The sequence below is a fragment of the Stieleria maiorica genome (assembly GCF_008035925.1).
In the GTDB taxonomy this organism is placed as follows: Bacteria; Planctomycetota; Planctomycetia; order Pirellulales; family Pirellulaceae; genus Stieleria; species Stieleria maiorica.
This window is the reverse complement of sequence record NZ_CP036264.1, coordinates 2677067-2692699: the sequence shown is the minus strand read 5'-3', so window position 1 is coordinate 2692699 and position 15633 is coordinate 2677067. Positions and strand designations below refer to the sequence as shown.

The window sequence follows — 15633 nt, the reverse complement described above, 5'->3', positions numbered from 1 at the left end:
AGATTTGCCCGAATTCGCCGCTCCGGTTTCCGCAATTGTTCGATGGCTCTTCATCGGTGCGGGGCAGCAGGTAGATTGACACGTTCATACATGACAGTCGCAAAATCTCTCTCCAAATCAATCGGAGTTCCGATGGAATGTTGCGTCCACTCGACCACGATCGCTTCCAACGACTCTTCATTCGGTCCCCGACCAAGGAAAATACGAGTGCTTCCCCCGGTCACCACCCCGTATGTCAGGTACAGTGAACCTTTGCTCCTTGAAATCAAGTGATCAATTTCCGAACCGTCATCGAATCTTAGGTGGCCCGTCGCAATAAGTTCATGACCGGAATCATGAAGAGCAGTTGCCCAGGCTTTGTAGTAGGTGCCCGATCCCGATGTCTTCCGATGAGAATCTCCAAGGCTTTTGTCGATCGAAATCTCAAACCCGGTTTGATGCCTTGAGACGAGTTCTGAATCCAGTAGATGCTGACAAGACTCAACGGGCCTCCATTTTCCTGCGATCGTATGGATGATTTTGTTCAGAGTAGTTTCACCAGCGTCGATCATCGTCGTCAGGCACAGTAGCGTGAACGCCATTGTGATGAAGAGGGTTTTCATGTGTTTGCCTTCCTGAAATGTGTGTGTGTGCCAGCGAACACCAGCGCTGACCGGGCCACCGCGAGCGTTCATCGATTGGAACTCGCGTTGTCGACGACGCCGCGTCCATCGCGTGGTTCTGTCGCGTTTGGCCCAACGATCAATGAGTGCCAGTTGGTGCCTACGGTTGACGGGTATTTGCTCTCTGAGCCTCGTGCAAATGGAATAACAGAAACTGCTCGCCTCCTACGCGTTTACGGAACTGCTCTCGGTTTGCCGAGTTGAGCCAGTGAAAGTACCATGGGGCAATCGCGGTTTCATCAACTTGAAAATGGATCTCACTGCCGATGGTTTCGGGTACAGCGGGCAAGTCCTCACCTGGCTCCGGCTCCTTGGGGACCTGCAGCCGAAATCCCAGCCGACCATCCATTGCATCCTTGCACCTGATCTGCATCTGCATTTTCTGCCAACCCGTATCGTTTGGGCGCAGCGATCCAAGGGTGATCGGCACGACCTTCGTCTTTGCAGTTTCAACCAACACCACTGGGCCGATTTCAATGAGCTGGCGATCAACTAGTCGCGATAGCATCTTTGACGTGGCAGCAAATGGCAGGTTCTTGCTCGCCTGTCGCGTCCCATCGATGGTGGTTGGCGGGTCAACAAAAGCTTCCTGAACGAAACGAGCGAGTTCGACGCGCTCACGCACTTCTTCAGCAGGCAATCCATCAACTTCATCAAGCAAATGGTGCGCTGCGGAATGTGTCAACGACATTGAGACAACTTTTGGATACTTGTTAGCAGGGCAGCCCAGCGTACGCGGGGGCCAGCCCCCGAACCCCCGGGATTTTTTTAGGCATGGCTCGGGTGTTCAATGATGTTTCTTGTGGTATCGTCGATTCGTCCGGTGAAACGGAAGATGGCTCTGCGGGGACGCAACCGTCCAAGGGATAGCCGGATCGAGGGTGCGTCAATGACGTCTCTTATGGAGCTCCGGGGCAATTCGCTTCAGGGGCTCCGATTTTTCTTTCTCTTTCCCGTTTTGGAGCGTTGATCCAGACGGCCTTGGGAAGACTCGCAGGAGTTGGGACGCCGCCCACGAATCGCTCAGGATTCTTTTGCCACGCCTCTCGAAGCGTTTCCTGTCGCTGTGCAAGGATTTCTTCGGCTTGTCCGTAGTGTAACGATGATGGTGTGAGTAGGCCGATGCCGCTGTGGTAATGCTCGTCGTTGTACCAGCTGAAAAAGTCTCGACAGAAGCCAAGTGCATCTTCATAGCCCCCGAATCGCTTTGGAAATTCAGGACGATACTTCATCGTTTTAAATTGGCTTTCCGAGAACGGGTTGTCGTTGGAAACGTGGGGGCGGCTGTGTGACTTTGTGACGCCCAGCGAAGTGAGTAATTCGGCCACGGAATGGGATGTCATCGAAGGCTCACGGTCGCTGTGAAGGATCAATTGGTCGGATTGGACGCCTTGTTTTTCAATCGTCGTTTCAATGAGCTGGGTGGCCAGATCGGCGGCTTCACGATGCGCCAGCATCCAGCCGACGACGCAGCGACTGTAGATGTCCAGGATGACGTAAAGGTAATAATAGGTCCATGTTTCGGGACCCTTCAGCTTGGTGATGTCCCAAGACCAAACCTCATTGGGTCCGCTCGCCAACAGTTCCGGCTTTTGGTAGTTGGGGTGTTTCAGTTGATTCCGCCGCTCGCGAGAACTCTGGTTCTCGGCGAGGATCCGATACATCGTTCGCACGCTGCACAGGTAATCGCCTTCATCAAGCAACTTCGAATAGACCTGCCGCGGTGACTGATCAGCGAAACGTTCACTGACGAGTTGATCAAGCACCGCCTTTCGTTCATCCGCTGATAGCGTTCGAGCAGGTGCAGGCCTCGGGCTCGATGGCCGATCGGGATCACGACGACGGTAAAACGTCGCTCTGGAAACGTTCAGTGCCCGACACGCGGCGGCGACGCCGACGCGTTTGCTAAGCCCTTCGGCTGCTTTCAGTCTGTCTTCTCGGGTGATCGCGTCTGCATCATCTCCGAGACTTTTTTTTGGACGTCAATGATCAACTCCGCCTGACGGAGTTTCTCTTTCAAGCGTTCATTCTCACGCCTCAGATCAGCGAGTTCCTTTGCCGCTGACGCCTTTTTGGGTGATGCTGCTCGATTGGATTTTTTCGATGATGACAATGGTTCTTCCCGAAGTTGACGACGCCAGCGTCCTACCACTGACGAGTAAAGCCCTTCGCGTCGCAGCAGGGCTCCGATTTCACCAGGCTCGGTACACCGTTCGGCCTCGAGCGCGATGCGGCGTTTGTACTCGGCAGTAAAGCGACGACGGCTCGCTTTCTCAGTCACCTCAGGATTTTTCTCAACTTTTTTGTCAGCGTTCTCGGTCATGCAAAATGCTCCGTGCCCTCAACTCTGAAAAACTCAAAGTTGTCTCACGCATGTTGGCACGTCGCAGCCTTCGGCCGCAACCAAACGATCCGGCCTCCATGACCGTTCAGAATGCCGGGGGATTTTCCCAGGCATTGCTCGGGTGTTCAAGGAGCGGCCAAATGGTTGCAATCTGCGGCACCTTCCGCAATCCTTGCTATTTACATGGTTGGCGTTTTACGCTGGGAGGGTGACATGGAACGATTCATCGAACGACACGATCAACGCATCATCGGTGTTTTGTCGGGATTCGACCGGATCCTTTTTCGTGGGACCATACGTGCGTTGAGTTACTTGGACGGGATGGATAAGTATTTGAACGTACATGGCGTCCTCTACAAACATTTCGGCGGTTTCGTCCAACGCATCTCAGACAGAATCAAGGAACACGCCGCTGAATACGCTGAAGCGCATGGCCGGCCGTTCCGATACTTAACGTCTTCATCCATTTCCAAAGAAGACTGCGCGCGAAGCATCATGGAGCAAGACTCCATTCAGCAAGGATTAGTTTGCGTTTTGTCATGTGTGGAATCGTGCCAAACCTACGAGCTTCATAAAGATCCGAAAGGAAAACGTCTTGAATTGGCGCATGCCCGAAGGAAATGCTTGTTCCTCTATTTCTACTTCGTCGACCGGGAATTTGGCCTGATGCACGTCCGACTTCAGACTTGGCTTCCCATGACTATCCAGGTTTGTTTGAACGGGCGTGAATACCTTGCAGGTCGACTGGATAAGGCTGGCATCGGCTACAACAAACAGGGCAATTGCTTTACCCATATTGATGACCTTGCCAAGGCCCAGCAGATGATTGACGATCTTCACAAGCGAAACTGGGTACAGTTCCTGAATGCGTTGGCCCGTCGGTTCAATCCCTGGCTCAAACTGAAAAGTCAGCTGAAGTTCCCCGCGTATTACTGGACCATGCGCGAAAGTGAATACGCGACTGATGTGATGTTTGCGAATGAGGCTTCACTTAATGCGATCTACCCTGCTCTTGTCAATCATGCAGTTCAGCACTTCGGCTGTCGCGATGTGATGCGATTTATGGGCCGTCGCTTTCATCGTGATTTCAACGGGGAAGTGACAAGCGATGTGAAGCATCGTGTGGAAGGAGTAAGGATAAAACACTGGGTCGATGAGAACTCGATCAAAATGTACGACAAGGCGGGCAGCGTACTGAGAATCGAAACCACGATTAACAATCCGAGACGCTTCAACGTTCGAAGAAAAGCGACCCGTGGCGGCGAAGTTGTTGTTGCATGGTTTCCGATGCGAAAGAGCGTCGCCGACGTTGCACGGCGTGTGGAAATATGTCACGCCGCGAATGAGCGCTATCTTGAGGCACTCGCTGTCGTAGGAGAATCATCTCCCGCGCACAAGATACTTGATCCAGTAAGTCGCCGGATTTTCCGTCAGGGACGACCATATCGGGGGCTACGCCCGATCGAACCGGACGAAGTTCGCATGTTCTCGGTTCTGCAGGAAGGGACGTTCCTCTTGCAAGGGTTCCGCAATAAAGACCTACGGTCAAGGCTCTTTCCACATGTCAATCGTAATGACAAAGAGCGGAAGCGGGCGGCTGGGCGTATCACTCGGTTGCTACGGTTGCTTCGCGCACACGGATTGATCCGAAAAGTTTCAGGCACGTTCTACTATCGAATAACACAAAAAGGGCAGAAACTTATGACGACGGCTCTGAAACTTCGCGACACCGAACTCCTCGAATTGAGCGCTTAATCTTTGTTGTCAAAACAAGCTTTCACGGGTTTGTTATACAGAGGGTTCCACCCGAAAAGCGTTGCACCGAGTTATTCTGCACAGGAATACGATGCGCAAGGTCGCTGGCTTATTTCAAAAGCTTCGGAACTTTTTCGCCGGCCGCCATTGTTTATCGGATGGGAAGACAATCTGTTGCGTCGTTTTCCAAACGATTTCAGCGGATTGCACGCGGGTGCGTGTAATCCTGCAGTGATATGTCGCGACGCCAATGCCGAATACTGGCAATGGTGGCTCGCTCAGAGACGCTATTTGAATAGCTTCTTGATGTTGTTTTTCGCTGCCTTTCCTTTGCTCTTCACGCGTTTGCTGGTCGATGAGACCTTCCGTCCGGTTGACCTAACGCGATTGACAGCTTTTGCCGGTTTTCGAAGGTCGACCGAGACCTCGCCGCCGGCTTTCCCGCCGACACCGACTGCGCCACCGACGCCATAGTCGAAGTTGACGCGACCGTTCTTGTACTTTGCGTCAACGCCCGCTTCGACGCCAACTCCAGACCATGCTTCTCCAGTCGCTGCGACACCAACAGGACCGACGTCAGTGCCAACGCTGCCCCGAACCCTGGCTCCCGCAAAAGCGTTGCCATTGATTCCGACTCCGTTGTTTGAGACTCCTGCCTGCGCACCTGCTTCCACCCCGACGAACGCCTCCGCTTCGGAATAAGTCCTCACCTTCGTATTCCCAACCCGACCTTCCTGGGAAATTCCGGTATCAGCCGCGTAACCTGCGCGAACGCCTCCTCTCACGCCGGCGAACCATTTCTCGTCTCTTTGCCGGCCAAATTTCATCGCGTTGTCTTTGTCGTTTCCGGCCGAGAAGCCAATATCGAGTTGGCTTTCCTGTCGCAGTCCGGAGTTGCCCCATGTCTTGCTCGTGGCACCGTTGCGATGTGTCGTCGTTGAACCGGCGCGTTGCTGGTAGCTCATGCCGGTTGGCAAGGAACGAGATTGCTGTGGAATCCAGTCTCCCCATGGGTTTTGGGCTGATCCAACGGAGACGGTCAAAAGTGTCAGGAAGAGGGCATGCGCTGCAGTTTTCATGTCGTTTCACCTAGAGGAGGAGCGGATTTGCTCTCCAAAGCGTGAAGTGAAACGGAGTGTTACAGCGATTCGCAAAACATTTTCTCAAACAGCCACAGGATGTCTGCGAGTTCGCGTGGTGGCGCTCCGGAATGCTGCAGAGCCGAGTTCGGCCAGATGCCGCGTGAAGGGTCGCGCAACTACGAAACCCAAAAGGTGGTGGTGGTGGTGGTGGTGGCGATGATTTTTTTCGCGCATGCCGGCGAAAGCGGTTCGAGGCGGAACCCGCGATGGCCACCCCCACCCGCTCGGAAGGACCCGTTCGGTGCTTGGTGGGAATGGCCGGCATTGCTGGGAATTTGCCGCGTTTTCCGCGGCGTGGGGCATTGTTGACGGGGACCAGAATAGGCCGATGATGCCCGCGGAAACACGCCGCGCGGCGTGTAAAGAACGCCACCCGGAATCTATCCCGTTTTGCGGGCAACGTCACGGGCCTTTTCGGCGTCACGCTCCGCGTAGATTTCGGTCACATTCGCTACGGAATGACCGAGAATGACCTGAGCCGCCTCCAAGCCAAATTGCTTTCGGACCTCCGTCCCGCGGGTGTGCCGCAATCGATTCGGCGACCATCGATGTTCTGATTGCCAGATCTTCAGTGCGTCGCCTTCAAGCGGCGTGTCTGGAGGGAATGCGACGTCGCAGGCACGATGAATTGCCCCGTAGAGTTGCCGGATCGGGCGAATGATCGTTTTGATCGCGTACGCCTCGCTCGTCGGAGTGCCATTCTTCTTGTAGTACCGCTCGGCGAACTTGCGGTATTTGTTCAGGACCTGCGCGACGGTCAGGGACGCCTCTTCTTCGCGCGGGAGCGAACGGTCGTTCGCCAAGTATTCCAAGATCAGCCGGTCAAACTCCAGCTTGCTGGCTCGGCTGCCGTGGGGGCCGAGATAGAAGTCACGTCCGTCGAGTGTGACGATGGCTTGTCCGCTCGCTCGATGCTTGCGGTACTTGGGATGCGATGTAGTCAACTTGGGCATGCGATGGGTCTCCTGAATGCCAAAACGGTATGTACCGTTTTGGCTCCGGTGGAAACGCCGCACGCTTGACCATCAAGCGGAACCCAAAATCGCGGTTTCGGCTATAAGAAAAACTAGTCTTTTTCAACAGTCGGGGCGACACGATTTGAACGTGCGACCTTCTGGTCCCAAATCTCATCTTTTCCTATAGAGAAAACCGGCTTTTCGCGGGGATTAAAACCGTGTTTTCCCGAAGGTACCCGTGTTCTGGCACTGACGCAAGTTGACGCATAGAATTGCATTGAAACGCGAGGAATAGCGGTATTTGGGCAGAGCGTTATTGGCCAACGCCGTAGTCTGCAGATGACTGGCATCCCATTCAGATTGGCGATGACGAATATGGAGGGTCACCAGAAGCATGCACTCGAAAATCGTTCGCCAATTGATTCTTGGAGCGGCAATGAGATGGCTAAATATGAACCGGACAGTGAGGGAGAACTCTACGACGACGTTGGCTCGATTCGAGCCGAAGACGTCAATCAAGAGCTCGTTTCTAACGTCAACGAGGAGGGGCGCGGAGATGAGTGCGTGTCAGGTTTTCCCGAAATCAATATCGCGTTGCTAGACGCGATCAAGATCCTCAGGGTTTTTGTTGACGATCGCATCGAGTTCAGTTCAGAACGAAACTGCCTGTTGCTCGATGGAAAGCGGTTCATTCCATCATCAGGTTCCAGCGGTCTGGTGAAAGACGCATTCGAAGTTTTTGAGACTTCGAAGCGGGTTCTAGATTTGGTCGAACTTCAGTTCAATCTAGCTGGAGCTCAATCGAATGAGCAAATAGGAAAGCTGTTGCGTCTGAATTTGCACCGCCTTGTCAATGACTCATTTGGGCTGGGGCGAATGCATGAACGCATGATGCAGCGTGCGACTGGCATTGAAAAGCAATACGCGTCCGCAGAAGAACGCGACCGCGGACTAAAAAGATCACGTCATACGGGTAAACGCATTGCTGACGATTTTTTCGCCGAAGTGGCTCAAAGCGTGCTCTCAGAAAATCTAGGTGCGCAGAAAAAGTTCATAGACACCGCGATACTCAGAGAGCTGAAGAAGCGAGGAGTCGACATTACTAAACGGTCTGTTACACGATACCGACAAAAGCTGGAGAAATTAAATCGGGAGAATCTCTGACCAGCGATTTCTCGCTGGTCCGTAGCATCCTGTAGCCTCGCTGCACACGAATTAATACTCCATCCCTTTGCGAGGTGTCCTGTGAATTCATTCGAATCAAGTGGCGATGCTACCCAGCTATTGCGGCTATCGAAAGCGGTATCGGTCGTGGAACGCATCACCGGCGAACGTCCCCATGTTGCGAGCCTGCATCGTTGGGCTGCACGCGGATTGGCTGGCTGCAAGCTCCGGACAGTCTACGCGGCTGGATGTCGCCGTACGTCAGCACTGTGGATACGCGAGTTCTTCGATGCGGTAACGGCCGCCAAAAGCGTTCCAGGCCAGCATAGCAGTTCGGCCCCCCAGGATCGAGACTCGATCTCGGCCGATGCCGAACTGAAAAAAGCCGGCATCTAAGCGATGGCGACTAGAGCAGATGATTGACACAACTGTCAATCGAAACCGCCAGTGCCCAACACGGGACTGACCGATGTTTCGCCAGTTGGGCGCGCCCCCACATCGAAGTGTTCATGCGTTGCGGGTTCGCGGAGACGGGATGACTCAACGCTCGCCCCAAAACAAAAACCGCGACAAAGAATAGTGTCCTTGTCGCGGCTTTCGATTCATTTCCGCCGGAGCGGCGCACACCGCTTCCGCTGGAGTTCAAAGTTCCTTTGCGCAGAAACTTAAACCATGTCAAGTATAACCAATACGTACGGCGAAGCAAAATCTAGTAATCCCACAACATCCCAACGCCTTAGGAGAAGTCAGGCCCTACGCAAGGCTCGCGCTGAAGCTGGCCTACTCATCGGCGAGAGTTGCCGCGAGGTCGCGGTCAAATGGATCGCCAAACGCGCCTTCGGTCACTATGACGCACTGGTAAAGAAGCTCACATCCAACGCGTCGCCGGTCGAAGTTCATCCCAAAATCTCCGGCAGCGATGCCCGACGCAGCGGATTTACCGCCGAAGGACAGAAAAACTGGCCCTGCAATCGGTGCGGCACAGAAAGCAGCATCTACGCCCTTTATGGCGGCAAAGGTGAGGATTCCGGGCTGGGCAAGGGCCAATCGTTTAAACGCCGCGGTCTCGTCTATTGCGCCAAGTGTGAGACGTCGACTTGCAACGTGGTTGAGACAATTGCAATGCTACGCGGCGATGACCACAGCGATCCGGAAGTCATCGACGGAGTGATCGAGGACATCTTCGCGTCCGACGTCATCGACGCTCCGCCACCGCTCTCGGACAAGATCGATTGGAGCAATCTCGAAATCGATTTCGATGATGAGCCCAACTACCGCGTTCAATTTAACCTCGTCGCGTGCGAGCGGGAATTGAAAAGCAAGAAGAGAAAGGCCGAACAAATCGCAGTGGAAATGGAAGCCCGTCTAGTTGACGCAGCCTCACCAAAATCGCCGAAAACGGCATATCCCCCGCTGTGCCCCGTCCAGCCGGCGGCAAAATCAAAGAGTTCGACCCAAAAAATGGGAAAGAAAAAGCCTCGCCGCAAAAAGAAAGTCACGAAGAACGCGACCAAAGAGACTCCGGACATTCACTCGCTGATCGTCAAATTCGCCGCGATGAAAAAGATGCCACCGGAGTCATTCGTCGCGTTCGGCGCAGCGGTAGCCAAGGACAGACACGGAGAAGACGAAATCAGGGTTCCGCTCTGGTACCCTGAGCCCGCAGACGCAGTAGGTGTCGAGTTGGACGGCGTAGACCTGGACGGCTACTTCCGCATGTCGCTGGGAAGCCCCGAGATGATGAAGGGGAAGATAAAGTGGCACGCCAAGCACGGGTTGTTCCTCCCGGGGCGGCGACCACAGCCCGGGGAGGCGTGGCACCTCGTAGAAGGCGTAAAAGATGCCGCAGCGATGCATGGGGCGGGCTACGTCAACACGGCAGGACTGTCGACCAAGTGTTTCGCGGGCCTATTCAAATCGCGTTTGCCCGCGATGTTTAATGGCTGTCACGTGATCCTCGTTCCCGATCGCGACAGAGCTGCAGCGAACAAGGTATCCGAAAATAGGCAAGCATTGCTTGATGCTGGGGCAGCATCTGTAAAGGTAGCCGTTTTGTCTTTCCCCATAGTCGAATCGAAAGGGCCGGACGTCCGCGATTACATCGCCGAGTTCGGCGAAGAGAAGCTTCGTGAGCTTGTCGCCGCGGCCGCGGAATACAACCCGAATGACTGGCAGCTTTCAGACTCCAAGGGGCGACCGAAGATTCGAAACAGCAAAGTAGCAACAAAGGAAATCATTGGAACGATCTTACGCGAACTCGCTAAGCGTGAAGACTTGTTCGTCCGAGAAGGACGGTTGGTCGAAAGCTACGTGGATTGCTCGGGAGAACTCCGGCTAATGGAGCTGAAGCAAACGGTGTTGCCGAGCGAAATCAATGAGGTCCTTGATTTCGGACCGGCAGGCGTTCCGAAATGGGCAGCGCCCCACGTGCATGGCCACAGCCATAAAGCGCATCACTTCGGGATTCGAGTTCTGGACCGCGTGTCGTCGGCCCCGGTTCTCCGGGCCGATGGCAGTATCATTCGCGACGGCTACGATCCGGAGCTGAGGGTTCTCGTCAAATCGTCCCAAAAATATCCAGCCCTGCCACAAATGGATCGTGAACCGCTCCTAATGTTGGACCCACTGTGGAAATTGATCGAGGAATTCCCGTGGCTCAACGATGAGCAGGATCAAGCCGCTTTTCTCGCTGAAGTCGTGACCGAAATCGTCCCACATTTGTTCACGGGGCGGCCACCGCTTTTCGTCCACGAAGCAAACGTTGAGGGTGCCGGCAAATCTCTACTGGCATCCTTAGGCCACATCATCGCGACCGGATTTCAACCTTCGTTCCTCGCCTACCAAGCGAACCAGGAAGAACTGCGAAAGACAATCACATCGATGCTCATGCGCGGCGAAATGATGATCTTGCTTGACAACGCCGACGCTGAAATTGGTGGCGCCGTAATGGACATGTTTCTGACGGCCGAGATCTGGTGCGACCGGATTCTCGGCGGGAATGAACCGTACAAGGCGACCAACCAAGCGATGATGATTGTGACCACCAACAGCGCGACATTCACTCCGGATACTTTGAGACGAACGCTTCCAGTGCGATTGAATATTACAGATTCCGCATACAAAGCGCGAACGTTTAGAATTGAAAACTTACTCGCAGAAGCACAGCAGCGACACCACAATATTTACATGCGAATTCTCGCGTGCCTGCATGCGTACATCGCCGCGGGAGCACCGTTGCCGCCGTCGGAAATGACACTTGCCAGCTTCGAGGGCTGGTCACGATTCGTCGGCGGATTTGTCGAATTCTGCGACTTGCCGTCACCACTGTCAACTCGTGATAGTCTGCAGCAGGCTAGCACAGTAAACGACGTCTATGACACTGTAATAGCGGCCTTCAGGTCGCTTGACCGTGATACCGTCAACGGATCCGGCATGACCGCCTCTCAGATTGTCCGTGAGTTCGAAAAAGCCGAGCGACCGCGCGACAGCTTCAGCACGGTGGGCAAGCTGACAAACGGAAACTCGTCAGACGCACTGAGAGAGATGATCGAAGCGATCGGAATGTCTGGAAACCGTCCGTCATCACGAACGCTTGCCTGGGCACTGGTCAAGCTAAGTAAACGTCCAAGAACCGATTACCGGATTGAAGTCACTGAGGGACGAGCCAAGCAATTCAAACTTGTCGACCTCAACCCGACAGCACCGTTGACGATCGCAAAACCAGATTCGACTGATGCCGCCTGAGAGAGGGCAGTTCCACAAAGGTTCAGCATGGGGTTCAACAAGAGTTTGGATCGGCGTTATACGGGGAAAACGCACAGAAATGCTGAACCTGCTGAACTATTGGCGTCCTACGCGTGAACCCCGATGCGCGGAGGCGCTGTCCACCCAACTCGTCCGTACACAAGTACCAGCGGCTCAGCGCATCGGTGTTCTTGCGGATTGAGCCAGAAGTTCAGCAGGTTTAGTACTTTTCACGTTTCGCTCGGCAAAACACGGGAAATGTCGTGTGCTAAACCCCATTTTGAACCTTGCTGAACCCTGCGGAAAGCCCTCGTTCGTCGTGGGGATTCTGATCGTTTTGCCGTAAAGTTTATGTAGAGATCCGATCTTCCTTGCATTGGACGCGCCCACGTCGAGGGATGAGCAATAGATTGTTGATCAACAGCGCTCATGACGTCGATTCCCGTTCAGCCTATGTGGCAGTTCATCAACGCAGACAGATTGTTGAGGATTCCGGTTTGAGAGCGTTGCTAACAACACATGTTGACTATTGTTTCCGCACTCTGATTGCAAAAACGGTCAACTCGGTTGCATGTCTGGACTAGTCAGGCCAACGATTGTCTGAGCTCAAACGAAGCAGCTTTTCGATTGTTGGCGCTCTGCCGTGCTCGCAATCTGAGCGGAAATCGCCGAGTTGAGGATCCAGGTAAAGTTTGTTTAGCGTGGATACATTCTGCATCCACCACCGCCGGAACAGTACGTTTCTTCAGACTGCCAGCATCACTGTGTATTCGACTCCGGATACGCTAGATCGATGCGTCCATGAGTTCATCGACCTGACCTGATTTTGTCGTTTCTGAAAATGTTGTGTAATGCGGGTGTAGACGTTTCTTCCGAGAGGGTCCGTAGCCAAACACAACAACCATGAGCAAACACAATCCCAAGGAACACACCCGCCCGATCTACATGGCCACTAACGGCCTCCGCGATCCGGACTGGCGTTGGCGGCTCGCCGTGAGCTCTGCGCCCGTTACGCGCACCACACGGCGGCCTGACGCGATCTGCTGGCATCTCGTTGATTATCTCGCAAGCGGCGACGAGTGGATCACCTCATTGGACGGCACTCGACGATTCTCAATCAGGCCGCTGCTGGCGATCCAAAACGATCGGCTAAAACGCCTGACCCTGGAATCGCGTGTGCTTGCCTTTCGCGACATCACCGTTGCTGCCGAGGCATCCCGTGTCCCCGTCCAGGTCGCCCACGACTACTGCAGCATCTTTTTCGACGTCGGCGATCGATTGCACGCAGTCCGGGCGATCGACAGCAAGATCATTCATGCGGCTGGCCACCGTGACGACATCGTCCGTCGCGAGTTGTACTGGCACGCGTACTTCGGCGGGCCGCTGGTCGCCGAACACTGGCTCTTGCACCTGCCCTTCGTCGGATGCGAAGCCGAGCACGACTTGGAGACCCCGGAAGGCCGACAGCGTGAGCAGCTTGAGCTGACGATGGCGTCACGCGAACCGGGCCCTGAGTTCTACGACAGCAAGCTTTTGCCCGTCTACCAGCAATTGCTCGACCGGGAGCCGAAACGCCGTCCCTACGCCGAATGCGTCCAGGATCACGTCACAGACGCCCTGGAGGCCTACTGGAGAAGCGAGCCGACCGAAGCCGCCCGAAAGATCCTTCATTCCAGAATCGCAGCTTAGCCATCGACGGGGAACTCGAATGTCCATCAACCTCCGCCGAATCGGCGTCAACACGTTTGTGACGGAAACCTCACGCCGACAGGGAAAGGTCGTGCAGCGTCACGTGGGGAGCTACACGAACCCGTTCGTTCGCTTCATTTACAGGAAATCGCAGCTGACAAAGACGCTCGCCAGGGGGCTCCGAAATGAAACAGCAGCGATCCGCCAAGAGTGCCGCCTGATCGAGCAAACCATGTTGCAGCTTGAATCGCTGGCAAAGCACTTCTTCGTGTTTCTCCGACTCGCCGTTACTCGTTTTCAGGAACCGTCCCCGATGTCGAAGCCAGACTCACCGGGCCAAGCAACGCAGCACGCCGCAACCAAGCCTGACCGGGAACATATCGACGAAGCCCTGCGTGTCCTTCCCGCAAAACATGCCTTCGGCAAGCTGTGCAGGCAGGCCGACGCGGGAGACCCCGAGGCCATACGGCGACTCGATGAGTTGATCGAGCAAGCGCCCGAGATCCTTGAGTCGATGGCGGACCTGATTCGGTTTGCCAAGCAGGCGGTTTTGCGTGGGATCTCACGTGAAAGCGTTGTTTTTTCCAAAGCGATGACGGCCAAACTCCAGGTTTTAGAAGACAGGATCAAGGCGGATCACGTCGAAGATCCCATCCTGGACATGATGGCGGAGATTGTGGCAATCAGCCACTTGGACGCGATGCGCTGCGCATTGCTCGCCCTCAACGGACATGAAAGCAAAACCGACGCCGATCACATCCAAAGACTCGTCGACCGATCGGTGCGACGGTTCGTCGGCATTCAGCAGAACTATCAACGGCTCGCCTGGCAAAGCAAAAGCAGGCGCGCCGTCGCACGCTCACGCAAAACCAAATAGTCAGTCTTCCGACAGCCCGAACCGCCCCCAACCCCATCACGACCACTTCGTCTCAACCGGCAGGCCCACCCATGCATTCTTTAAACGCAGAATCCCAAAAACATCTTGCGGCGATTAATGACGCCGTTGGTGTCGCCGAGAAATTCCTCGCGGCGATGCCGGGGAGCCGTCACAGCAATTGTGTGTGTGAACTGGTTGAACACGCGCCTATTTTCGCGACGATCCCTCGGACCGCGTGTGCCTGAGATTTGGCCGGATTAACAACCACTCGGGCGAATGCCTGCATGTCGAGGTCTCCGACGAGCATGGTGAGACGTTCTACACGGTGTGGATCTGCGATGAGATCGTACCAATTGCGATACGATTCGCTATTGCCAGGCAGATTCCGGCAATGCTCAGATTCGTCGCCCATCATGCACAGGCGGTAGCTGCCGCGCGGGCTGAGCCCCTTGCCAAATTAGTTGAAAGGGCAGCAGCGACGATGCCTGTGCCGGGGCAGGCATGCTGCGTTAAACCGCGGTGATCGATCAAATTCGGAAGCAAGGTTCCTTCGTCTCCAACACGATTGCGGGAAAAAGTTTGTGTCGCTGGCCGCCCGTCTTGCGTGGAGATTTTTCCGGGCCGCGGCAATGGCGCTGACAAATGTTGCATTTTGATTTTCCATTCCCGTTGCAAAAACTGGAAGGTGCGGGACTAAGCCCGCTGAGAATAGGACGGAGCTTCCGAGGAGGCTACGGCCCAGCCCCGCAGATCTGCGGAGCGACCGATAGCCAAACGTAAGCGATGGGAAGAAGCAAGCGGCAGTTTCTAACCATCCTGTTGTGCCACGCACACCTTCCACCCCGCCAACGCCCGTTGGGTCAGATGAGGGATGGCGAACTGCTCCTGTAGTTCTTGCTTTTCGGGGCGTTTCAGCGGAGTTTCAAGGATACAGCGAGGAAGACAAACGGCTTCAACTTCGACGTCGCGCTCCATGCCTCGCACGAACATGAAGTGTCGGTGGCTCCAGCGAATTACTGTAGCTTGAGGGCACAGCTTCTTCCGTATGGCATAAATCGGCGTGATGATCCTCCAGACGGATCCATCGCCGAGGCGATAGTCCTTTCCGCCGATGTATCCGTTGAACTGGCCTTCGACGTGGGACATGCTGACGACGTACGAGTTGCTGGCGTGCATTATGGCTGCTCCCATGTGCGACTGAGTGTTGGATGTGTTCAATTCCAGTAGACCTCGCAACGCCAAATTCACGAAATAACTGCGAGTCCGTCCGCGCGTTGGTGCCCTACTTGATTTGCCGACT

At 54.8% G+C, this 15633-nt stretch carries 11 protein-coding genes and 1 pseudogene; 6 read left to right on the top strand and 6 right to left on the bottom strand.

Features of this window, described 5'->3' with window-relative positions:
• Window positions 1-50 precede the first annotated feature (50 nt).
• The 3 genes from Mal15_RS09385 to Mal15_RS09375 form a co-directional block, all read right to left on the bottom strand.
• A complete protein-coding gene (locus Mal15_RS09385; protein WP_147867517.1) occupies window positions 51-602 on the bottom strand; it encodes a hypothetical protein in 552 nt (183 codons plus the stop codon).
• A 160-nt stretch (window positions 603-762) separates the two neighbouring features.
• Window positions 763-1353, bottom strand: a complete 591-nt coding sequence (locus Mal15_RS09380) for a hypothetical protein (protein ID WP_147867516.1) — start codon at window positions 1351-1353, stop codon at window positions 763-765.
• 208 nt (window positions 1354-1561) lie between these two features.
• A protein-coding gene (locus Mal15_RS09375) for an IS3 family transposase (RefSeq protein ID WP_147867515.1) occupies window positions 1562-2985 on the bottom strand; the annotation gives its coding sequence in 2 pieces (ribosomal slippage) (window positions 1562-2631 and window positions 2631-2985; 1425 coding nt in all).
• Between the two features lie 234 nt (window positions 2986-3219).
• Here Mal15_RS09375 and Mal15_RS09370 point away from each other — a divergent pair.
• Window positions 3220-4761 (top strand): hypothetical protein, encoded by a 1542-nt coding sequence (locus Mal15_RS09370; protein ID WP_147867301.1) that lies wholly within the window; start codon window positions 3220-3222, stop codon window positions 4759-4761.
• A gap of 287 nt (window positions 4762-5048) precedes the next feature.
• Here the strand turns inward: Mal15_RS09370 and Mal15_RS09365 are convergent, their stop codons facing one another.
• Window positions 5049-5840 (bottom strand): hypothetical protein, encoded by a 792-nt coding sequence (locus Mal15_RS09365; protein ID WP_147867514.1) that lies wholly within the window; start codon window positions 5838-5840, stop codon window positions 5049-5051.
• Window positions 5841-6283: 443 nt separating this feature from the next.
• Window positions 6284-6535: pseudogene (locus tag Mal15_RS35245) on the bottom strand (tyrosine-type recombinase/integrase); the annotation flags it as partial.
• Between the two features lie 663 nt (window positions 6536-7198).
• Here Mal15_RS35245 and Mal15_RS09355 point away from each other — a divergent pair.
• The 5 genes from Mal15_RS09355 (at window position 7199) to Mal15_RS09335 (ending at window position 14333) form a co-directional block, all read left to right on the top strand.
• Window positions 7199-8023 carry a hypothetical protein gene (locus Mal15_RS09355; protein ID WP_147867512.1) on the top strand — a complete coding sequence of 275 codons (825 nt, stop codon included), beginning with the start codon at window positions 7199-7201 and terminating at the stop codon, window positions 8021-8023.
• A gap of 81 nt (window positions 8024-8104) precedes the next feature.
• Window positions 8105-8419 carry a DUF1580 domain-containing protein gene (locus tag Mal15_RS09350; protein WP_167546699.1) on the top strand — a complete coding sequence of 105 codons (315 nt, stop codon included), beginning with the start codon at window positions 8105-8107 and terminating at the stop codon, window positions 8417-8419.
• A gap of 276 nt (window positions 8420-8695) precedes the next feature.
• The gene (locus Mal15_RS09345) at window positions 8696-11767 is read left to right on the top strand and encodes a toprim domain-containing protein (RefSeq protein ID WP_147867510.1); all 3072 of its coding nucleotides are present in this window, start codon (window positions 8696-8698) and stop codon (window positions 11765-11767) included.
• A 903-nt stretch (window positions 11768-12670) separates the two neighbouring features.
• Complete coding sequence (locus Mal15_RS09340) at window positions 12671-13456, top strand: hypothetical protein (RefSeq protein ID WP_147867509.1); 786 nt, start codon at window positions 12671-12673, stop codon at window positions 13454-13456.
• 19 nt (window positions 13457-13475) lie between these two features.
• Window positions 13476-14333 carry a hypothetical protein gene (locus Mal15_RS09335; protein ID WP_147867508.1) on the top strand — a complete coding sequence of 286 codons (858 nt, stop codon included), beginning with the start codon at window positions 13476-13478 and terminating at the stop codon, window positions 14331-14333.
• An 807-nt stretch (window positions 14334-15140) separates the two neighbouring features.
• On the opposite strand, the gene Mal15_RS09330 is transcribed toward Mal15_RS09335, so the two are convergent.
• The gene (locus tag Mal15_RS09330) at window positions 15141-15509 is read right to left on the bottom strand and encodes a hypothetical protein (RefSeq protein WP_233903365.1); all 369 of its coding nucleotides are present in this window, start codon (window positions 15507-15509) and stop codon (window positions 15141-15143) included.
• Between the last annotated feature and the right edge of the window lie 124 nt (window positions 15510-15633).

Excerpts from the sequence above, each read along its gene's own strand:
- Mal15_RS09370 (WP_147867301.1), top strand. The coding sequence starts at position 3,220 with ATGGAACGATTCATCGAACGACACGATCAACGCATCATCGGTGTTTTG.
- Mal15_RS09335 (WP_147867508.1), top strand. The coding sequence starts at position 13,476 with ATGTCCATCAACCTCCGCCGAATCGGCGTCAACACGTTTGTGACGGAA.
- Mal15_RS09365 (WP_147867514.1), bottom strand. The coding sequence starts at position 5,840 with ATGAAAACTGCAGCGCATGCCCTCTTCCTGACACTTTTGACCGTCTCC.
- Mal15_RS09380 (WP_147867516.1), bottom strand. The coding sequence starts at position 1,353 with ATGTCGTTGACACATTCCGCAGCGCACCATTTGCTTGATGAAGTTGAT.
- Mal15_RS09330 (WP_233903365.1), bottom strand. The coding sequence starts at position 15,509 with ATGCACGCCAGCAACTCGTACGTCGTCAGCATGTCCCACGTCGAAGGC.
- Mal15_RS09355 (WP_147867512.1), top strand. The coding sequence starts at position 7,199 with ATGACTGGCATCCCATTCAGATTGGCGATGACGAATATGGAGGGTCAC.
- Mal15_RS09345 (WP_147867510.1), top strand. The coding sequence starts at position 8,696 with ATGTCAAGTATAACCAATACGTACGGCGAAGCAAAATCTAGTAATCCC.
- Mal15_RS09385 (WP_147867517.1), bottom strand. The coding sequence starts at position 602 with ATGAAAACCCTCTTCATCACAATGGCGTTCACGCTACTGTGCCTGACG.
- Mal15_RS09340 (WP_147867509.1), top strand. The coding sequence starts at position 12,671 with ATGAGCAAACACAATCCCAAGGAACACACCCGCCCGATCTACATGGCC.